Origin of the sequence: Oceanicola sp. 502str15 (genome assembly GCF_024105635.1) — a bacterium.
Classification (GTDB): domain Bacteria; phylum Pseudomonadota; class Alphaproteobacteria; order Rhodobacterales; family Rhodobacteraceae; genus Vannielia.
In genome coordinates this window covers 195,229-202,880 of record NZ_WYDQ01000002.1, presented here as the reverse complement: position 1 = coordinate 202,880, position 7,652 = coordinate 195,229, and the positions used below count along the sequence as shown (strand labels likewise).

Here is a 7,652-nt window from a genome sequence, read left to right as displayed (position 1 = left end):
CCTTGCGTCCTTCATCCTGCGAAGCTCTCGATCGGCAGCTCGGCGCCGAGAAGCATCTTGGTATAGTTGTCCCGCGGTCTGGAGAAGATCCGCTCGGTCTCGCCCGTCTCCACGATCTTGCCGTAGCGCATGACGGCAACCCGGTGCGCGAGAGAGCGCACGGAGTTGAGATCGTGGGTGATAAAGAGCGTTGCGAGGTTCATCTCGCTCTGGAGGTCGCGCACCAGGTCGATGATCTGCGCGCGCACCCGGATATCGAGGGCCGTGGTTGGCTCGTCGAAGACTACGAAGCCGGGCTTCGTCACCAGCGCCCGAGCCATGCCCACGCGTTTCTGCTCGCCGGCAGTCAGCTCGTGCGGAAAGGCCTCGGCCTGCGCGGGTCTCAGGCCAACCAGTTCGAGCATCTCCATGACCCGGTCGCGTCGCTGTGCGGCGCTCTTCATCTCCGGATTGAGCGCCAGTGGTTCAGCGACGAGCCGGTCGACCGTCCAGCGGGGATTCAGGGCGACGTAGGGCTCTTGGAACACCATCTGGATATCGCGCCGGAGCGGGCGGAAAAGCCCGTCCGAAAGCGGCAAAACGTCTTTGCCCCTGAAGAGCACGGCGCCGCGGTCGGTCTCGAGCAACCGAACGAGACACTGGCCAACGGTGGTCTTGCCAGAGCCGCTTTCGCCGACCAGCGCCAGCGTCTCGCCCGGGCGGATCGCGAAGGAGACATCGTCGACCGCCTTCACCACGTGGCCCGAGGATGTGTTGAAGTGCTTCACGAGGTTGACCACCTCGATGATCGGTTGGTCGGCGGCACCCTCTTCGCTATCCTGCACCGTCATCGGCACAGGGCGAGCGCGAGCGGCACTCAGCAATTCGGCACCATAGGCCGTGGAGGGCCGATTGAGAAAGGTGCGGGTCTCGCCGTCTTCAACGATGCGGCCGTCGCGCATGATCGCGACGCGGCTACAGTAGCGGGCAACGATACCCAGATCATGGGTGATGATGACAGCAGCCACCCCGGCCTCGCGGCAGCGCGCCAGCAGCAGGTCAAGCACCTGCACCTGGATCGTCGCGTCGAGCCCCAGAGTTGCGTCGTCCGCCAGGATGACCTCCGGCTCGGCGATGAGCGCCATGGCAATGACGACCCGCTGTGCCATGCCACCCGAAAGCTGGTGCGGATAGGCCTCAGCGCGGCTTTCGGGGTCAACTATCCCGACCTGGGTGAAGATCTCGATGGCCTCGGCCTTCGCCTGTTTCGCCGAGAGCCCCTTGTGCGCCTGGAGCACGTCGGCCACCTGGGCGCCGACAGGTCGGACCGGGTCGAGCAGTGACTTGGCATCGGTGCCGATCAGCGAGATCTTCCCGCCGCGCAATTGCCGGCGTTCCTGTGGCGACATCGCTTGAAGGTTCTTTCCGTCTATCAGCACCTGCCCGCCGCTGATGCGTCCCTTTCCGGGCAGCAAGTCGATCAGGGAGCGGGCGAGCACGGACTTACCGGCGCCCGTCTCTCCGACAACTCCCAGCACTTCGTCGGGATGCAGTTCGAGCGAGATGTCGTGGAGGACGGTGGTGTCGCCGAAAGCCACGCTGAGGCCGTCGGTGGTGAGGATCGGTTTTGTGTTTGTCGATTGCATCAGCGGCGCTCCCTCCGCGGGTCCACGTATTCGCGCAGGCTGTCCGCTAGCAGGGAGAAGCTCAGCACGGAGAAGATGATTGCCAGCCCGGGGAACAGGGCGACCCACCAGACACCAAGGATCATCTGCTGCGATCCGACCGAGACCATGAGGCCCCATTCGGGCGTCGGCATCCGCACTCCGGCCCCGATGAAGGAAAGTCCGGCGGTGAGCAGAATGGCCATGCCCAGCGAGATCGAAATCTGCACGATGGCCGGCGTCAGGGCATTGGGCAGGATATGTCGGAACATGATCTGGCGGTCCCTCGCCCCGGAGCAGCGTGCTGCCGCCACGAAGGGACGGTCGCGCAGGGACAGGGCTTCGGCCCGGATCAGTCGGGCAAAGACCGGCACGAAGAGCACGGCCAGCACGATCGAGACGTTCCAGATCTCCTGTCCCATCACAGAGACAAGCGCCATGCCGAGGACGAAGACGGGGAACGACTGGATGAAGTCGAAGACACGCATCACCAGCGTGCTCGACCAGTTGCGATAGTAGCCCACGACCAGCCCGATGGGCACCCCGATGAGGAAGGCGGTGGCCACCGCCGTGACCGAGATGAGCAGATTGATGCGTGTGGCGAACACTATGCGCGAGTAGATGTCCATTCCCGACACGTCGGTTCCGAGCCAGTGCTCCGTCGAGGGCGGCTTGAGCGACATGAGCGGGTTGGCCTGCGTCGGCGAATGGGTGGCCACCAGCGGCGCGAAAAGGATCGCTGCGATCTGCAGGATCAGCAGGGCGAGCCCGAAGGCCGCTCCGGGGCGGCGCATGACGAAACGAAGGAAGTCGGCCGTTCTTCTCATAAGGCTGCTCACGTCTGGATGCGGGGGTCGGTCAGTTCGTAGAGGATGTCCACGACCAGATAGACGACGAGGATGAATACGGCGGCGACGAGCACGAAGCCTTGCAGTGCCGGGTAGTCGGAGTAGGTGACGGCCTGCACGGCGTACTGCCCAAGCCCGCCCCAGGAGAAGATCGTTTCCACCAGCACCGCGGCGCCGAGCAGGAAGCCCATCAGAAAGCCCACCAGCGTGATGACAGGCGGCAGGCTGTTGCGCAGGGCACTACGGATGATGCGCCCCTGAGGCAGGCCACTGGCCCGCTGGTGGCGGATGAAATCTGCGCGCCAGATGTCGGCGAAGGCCGTCTTGCTCATCTTCATCAGCGCTCCGGCATTGACGATCGTGAGCGTCAGCACCGGCAGGATCAGGCGCCCGGCCGCCGATCTGAAGGCATCGAAATTACCGGTCATCAGCGCATCGAAGGTGTAGAAGCCGGTGATCGTCGGCGGGGGCGTCACCATCGGGTCTATCCGGCCGAAGGGCGCCGGGGCGACGCCCAAGACCGAGAAGAGGAAGAAGATCAGCAGCAGGCCGACCCAGAAGTCGGGGATTGCGCCAGCTGCCATGCCGTAGAAGCGGCTAATGTAGTCGGCAACTCCGCCGGGACGGACCACGGCGAGCACGGCCACGGTCACGCCGATCAGCACGGTCAGCAACATGGCGTAGAAGATCATCTCGAGCGTCGCCGGTGCGCGTTCCATCAGGTCGACGGCGACCGGGTTCGAGGTGAAGAGCGAAATCCCGAGGTCTCCGCGGACGACCCCACCGAGATAGCTGACGAACTGCTCAATGAGACTATCGTTCAGCCCAAGCTGATCCCGCAGATTCTGGATGCTTTCCTCGGTCGCCATGTTGCCGAGCATCAGCAACGCAGGATCGCCTGGCAGAAGCCGAACCAGCATGAAGGTGACGAAGATCACGCCCAGCACCTGGGGGATGACCATCGGCAAGCGTTTGAGAAGAATGCGCAAAAAGCGCGGCAATCGCTGCCACATCGCGAAAAGGGTCATTTCGGTATCCACTGGAGGTAGGAATGTCGGCCGGGGTGGGCCCGGCCGACTGGAGGAGCTTTGGCGCCTTATTCCTTGTGGAAGTCGAACCACGCGTTGCCGTTGGGGGTGTACCAGGAGTAGCCCTGCACGTTCTCACGCATGGCAAGCTGGTAGCCCGGGTTGAACAGGAACACCCAGGGTGCTTCTTCCATCGTGATCTGTTGAACACGCATCATGTCGGCCACGCGGGTTTCCTCGTCCGTCGAGGAAAGGGCGTTGTTTATGAGCTCGTTCACCTCATCGCTGTGGAAATTCGAGTAGTCGATGAGTGAGTTCGAATTCAGCCAGAGGTTCGCGACATAGGCCGCATCAGGCACGATGGCCATATCGCGGAAGAAGTACATCGCGATCTCGCCCTGCGTATAGCGCTCCACCAGCGTTGAGGCCGGCAGCTTGGAGAGCTGGACGGTCACACCGGCCCGGGCGAAGGCCGTTTGCAGGATCACGGCAAGCTCTTCCTCGATCTGGTCGCCGGTCCGGTAGCCCAGCTCGGTTTCGAACCCGTCGGGGTAGCCCGCTTCGGCCAGCAGTTCCTTGGCCTTCTCCACATTGTTTTCATACTCGAAGTACTCGTCGGTAAAGGCTGGGTAGATCTCGGAAACCGGACTCTTGGTGGCGCGCGCGGTGCCGAAATAGACGGCTTCGGCGATCTCGTCGCGGGGGACGAGATAGTTCATTGCCTGGCGCACCTTCGGATCGTCGAACGGGGGCATCTCGTTTTGCATCTCGACCCGGTGGATGTAGTTGCCGAACACCTGTTCGACGCGAACACCCGGCATGTTTCCCAGCAGCGAGAGCTCGCGCGGCGAGAGATATTCGGCCACGTCCACGGCGCCGGCCTGCAGGGCGGCCACGCGGTTGGCGCTGGTGGGCATCTCGCGGAAGATCACCCGCTTGATCGCAGGGGCGCCGCGAAAATAGTCTTCGTTCGCTTCGTAGATTACTTCTTGGCCGGGGGTGTACTTCGACACCGAGTAGGGCCCGAATGAGGCCGAGTTAGTGGCAAGCCAGCGCTGCCCCCAAGGATCGTCCTCGGTGGCGATCTCCTGCATCTTGTCGGCGTCCAGAATGCCGAGGTCGCTGTTCGTCCAAAGCTTTTCGAGAAGCGGCGAGGGGTTGGGGATGGTCACGCTGACGGTCTGATCGTCGATCTTGGTAAAGGCAGTGTCGAAGTCTTCGATCTTCAGCACCTGTGTCATGTACCAGTGGAAGTTCGACTTGAGGTTCCAGCCGCGCTCGAAAGACCACATCACGTCGTCGGCGTCGAGCGGGTTGCCCCAGCTGCTCACGACGTCGTCGCGCAAGGTGAAGGTGATTGAGGTGAAGTCGTCGGATACCTCCCAGCTTTCCGCGAGGGAGCCGCCGATGGTGTCGAAATCCTCATAGAGCACACCGTCGTCACCCTCGGCCATCTCATAGGCAAGGAGGCGCTCGTAAACGTTGCGCCGCATCTCGTGCACGGCCTCGGTCGGCGGATACTCCTGATCAAGCGACTCCGGGGTCCGCGGGCCGGCGACGATGAGGGTCTCGTTCGGCGTCTGCGCCCATGCGTCAGACGGTTGCAAGATGCTCAGCGCGAGCGCGCCGACAGCGGCAAGCTTCAGGGCCGCACGCCGGTTGAGGTGCTTGAGACGCTTCGTCAACTCGGGGGATTCAATTTCTTCTGTCATTCCAAACTCCCGTTGGTCTTTGTTGTCGTGCGCGCTGAAGAAGAGAGAGACGCGGCGCATATGAGGTTCTTAATGACTTGTTTTTGCCATTGGATACAATGATGAGCGCCATGAGAAATACGTCAATTGAAATCTTTCAGGACTTGCTTCATAGTCCTTGAAACCACCGCGGACGAAGGTTTGAGCCCAATAATTAGGCAGCTTAGCGCCGCGTGTTTAAGGATTAAACGCCATGATGCTTGATCTTTTGTCTGGCCCTCAAGCTGGAGGGAGCGAAGGGGACGAATCGCCCCAGCGCCTCAAACATGGCTATGCGGCTAGCGAAATTACCCGCCGCCTGATCCTGGCGATCTTCGAGCATCGTCTGCCGCCGGGTGCCCGGATTACCGAGTCTCAGTTGGCGGATGCGTTCAACGTGAGCCGCACAGTCGTGCGGCTGTCGATGAACAAGCTTTCGGAGATCGGGGTTTTCATTAAGACGCCCAACATCGGCCATGTCATCGCTTCGCCGAGCCGCCGGGAGGCGGGCATGATGCTGGAGATGCGTCACATGATCGAGCCGCCCATGGTGGGTTCCATTGCATCCCGGCGCAGCGCCGAGAACCTGAAGATACTCGAGCATCATGTCGCGATGGAGGCGGAGGCGCGGGCCGAGAACAATCGGCCGCGGCTGGTGCGGCTGACCGGCGAGTTCCACATGAAACTCGCCGAAATTAACGGAAATCCCTATCTCATTCGCTGCATGACCGAGTTGCAGGTGCTGACCTGCCTTGCCATTCTCGTCCATGCCGAGCGTGACTTGGGCTGCCCCCGCGACGAGCATAGCGATATCGTGAAGGCCATCGCTCAGGGTGATGGTGAAACCGCTTCCGCCGCGATGGCGCATCATCTCGATCACATTCGCGAGGAACTTCAACTCGACAGCGCGGAGGCCGAGCCCGACCTGGAAAGCGCGTTTCGCTGGCTCGGCAGGACCGACGTTGCAGACTAGCTGTTCGATTCAAAGGTTTCACTGTGCCCGACGCAGCGTCTTGCGCAAAAACGGTCCGTTCTGTCCGGCGCTACTGTCGCATGCAAAATCAGAGGCTTACGGGTGTCAGAACCCGGCGGCAGAACCAAAGCGGTTTTGACACGTTTTCGCCGGGGCTGTGCGCCTCGCGAGCGGCCAGTGTGTGAAGGGGACTTTAAGTTCAAGCAGCTCAGAAGTGGGCGCCATCAGCGCGATGCTCACAGTTGGACCGGTCACGATAATGGGCCCCCTTATCGAGCTTGACCACTTAAACTGTTTCAAACAGATTCGGGTGAGAAGAGCAGCGGCTCATAAAACATCTGGCTCTGCGCTGGCCACTCGTTCGAGAGGTGCAGCCTTGCCATGATCCCTACGGCATCGGCGCAAAGGTCTCGGAGCGGCGTTGCGATCGCGAGGCACACGTAGCGGTCGATCAACGCGGCGCGGCTTTCGTCGGTGATTTCATTCACGACGAGAGAGATCTTTCCGGGCGGCCGCAGTTCGCGCAGAGCCGCAATAGCCCCTTCCATCCCGCCGCCCGCTACGTACATGCCCCGCAAATTCGGCTCGCGGGCAAGCAGGCTCGCGGTCGCCTCATATGTCATCTGCCGAGTGTCGAGGTTCACGAAGGTCGGCAGAAGCTCATGTTGCGGCGCCATCTCGCGCATGTAGGCATGAAACCCCGCCTCTCGCAGGTGGTGCCCGTGCCAGTGATGTCCGCCGACAAAGATCGCGATCCGCCCAGCTTCGCGGATCTGAGTCGCCAGCATCCACGCCGCAATCCGCCCGACCTTCATGTTGTTGGTCCCGAGGTAGGCGCTACGCACTCCCTGCGCGCAGTCGTTCAGCAGAGTCAGGGTCCGCACACCCCGCGCCGCCAGCGCCTCCACCGCCTGCGTCACCTTCGGGTGATTGATCGCCACCGCCCCGATCACGTCGACGCTCTCGCCGAGGCTGCGCAGGGTCGCCTCGTAGCTCTCCGGCGTGGCGGCGTCGGGGTATCGGATCACGCATTGCCCGTCGATATCGGCCCGGTCGACGACGCTCGCCTGCACCTGCGCCGCGAAATTGGCATAGAACGCCTGGGTCTGCTTCGGAAACACGAACCCGATGCGCAGCCGTGGCCTTGGCGCGCGCGCCCGGTGCCGCAACAGCGACGCACCGTGATAGCCGATCCGCGCCGCCGCCTCCGCCACGCGCTCCACCGTGGCCTCCCTGACGTTCCCACGCCCGTTCAGCACCCGGTCCACCGTGGCGGTGCCCACCCCGGCGGCGTGGGCCAGGTCGGTGATGGTCGGGCGTCTTGCCATGATGCGATTCCATCAGTTTCGCGGCACATGATGATGTGATTTGATGCGATTTCAACCCCGCAGGCTTTCCGCGGCAGGGCCCGACCGGATAAGTTTCCCCAA

General features: G+C 62.4%; 6 protein-coding genes. 1 reads left to right on the top strand and 5 read right to left on the bottom strand.

Going from position 1 to position 7,652, the window contains the following annotated elements; genetic code table 11:
* Positions 1–11: 11 nt before the first annotated feature.
* The 4 genes from GTH22_RS22000 to GTH22_RS21985 form a co-directional block, all read right to left on the bottom strand.
* The gene (locus GTH22_RS22000) at positions 12–1,625 is read right to left on the bottom strand and encodes an ABC transporter ATP-binding protein (RefSeq protein WP_252947862.1); all 1,614 of its coding nucleotides are present in this window, start codon (positions 1,623–1,625) and stop codon (positions 12–14) included.
* Positions 1,625–2,470 carry an ABC transporter permease gene (locus GTH22_RS21995; RefSeq protein WP_371928395.1) on the bottom strand — a complete coding sequence of 282 codons (846 nt, stop codon included), beginning with the start codon at positions 2,468–2,470 and terminating at the stop codon, positions 1,625–1,627. The genes GTH22_RS22000 and GTH22_RS21995 overlap by 1 nt, the downstream gene beginning before the upstream one ends.
* Positions 2,471–2,478: 8 nt before the next feature.
* On the bottom strand, positions 2,479–3,519 hold the full coding sequence (locus GTH22_RS21990; protein WP_252947860.1) for an ABC transporter permease: 1,041 nt from the start codon (positions 3,517–3,519) through the stop codon (positions 2,479–2,481).
* A gap of 68 nt (positions 3,520–3,587) precedes the next feature.
* Positions 3,588–5,231 (bottom strand): ABC transporter substrate-binding protein, encoded by a 1,644-nt coding sequence (locus tag GTH22_RS21985; RefSeq protein WP_252947859.1) that lies wholly within the window; start codon positions 5,229–5,231, stop codon positions 3,588–3,590.
* A 232-nt stretch (positions 5,232–5,463) separates the two neighbouring features.
* Here GTH22_RS21985 and GTH22_RS21980 point away from each other — a divergent pair, with 232 nt between their 5' ends.
* Positions 5,464–6,222 carry a GntR family transcriptional regulator gene (locus GTH22_RS21980; RefSeq protein WP_252947858.1) on the top strand — a complete coding sequence of 253 codons (759 nt, stop codon included), beginning with the start codon at positions 5,464–5,466 and terminating at the stop codon, positions 6,220–6,222.
* Between the two features lie 296 nt (positions 6,223–6,518).
* On the opposite strand, the gene GTH22_RS21975 is transcribed toward GTH22_RS21980, so the two are convergent.
* Complete coding sequence (locus GTH22_RS21975; RefSeq protein WP_252947857.1) at positions 6,519–7,550, bottom strand: LacI family DNA-binding transcriptional regulator; 1,032 nt, start codon at positions 7,548–7,550, stop codon at positions 6,519–6,521.
* Positions 7,551–7,652: the final 102 nt, after the last annotated feature.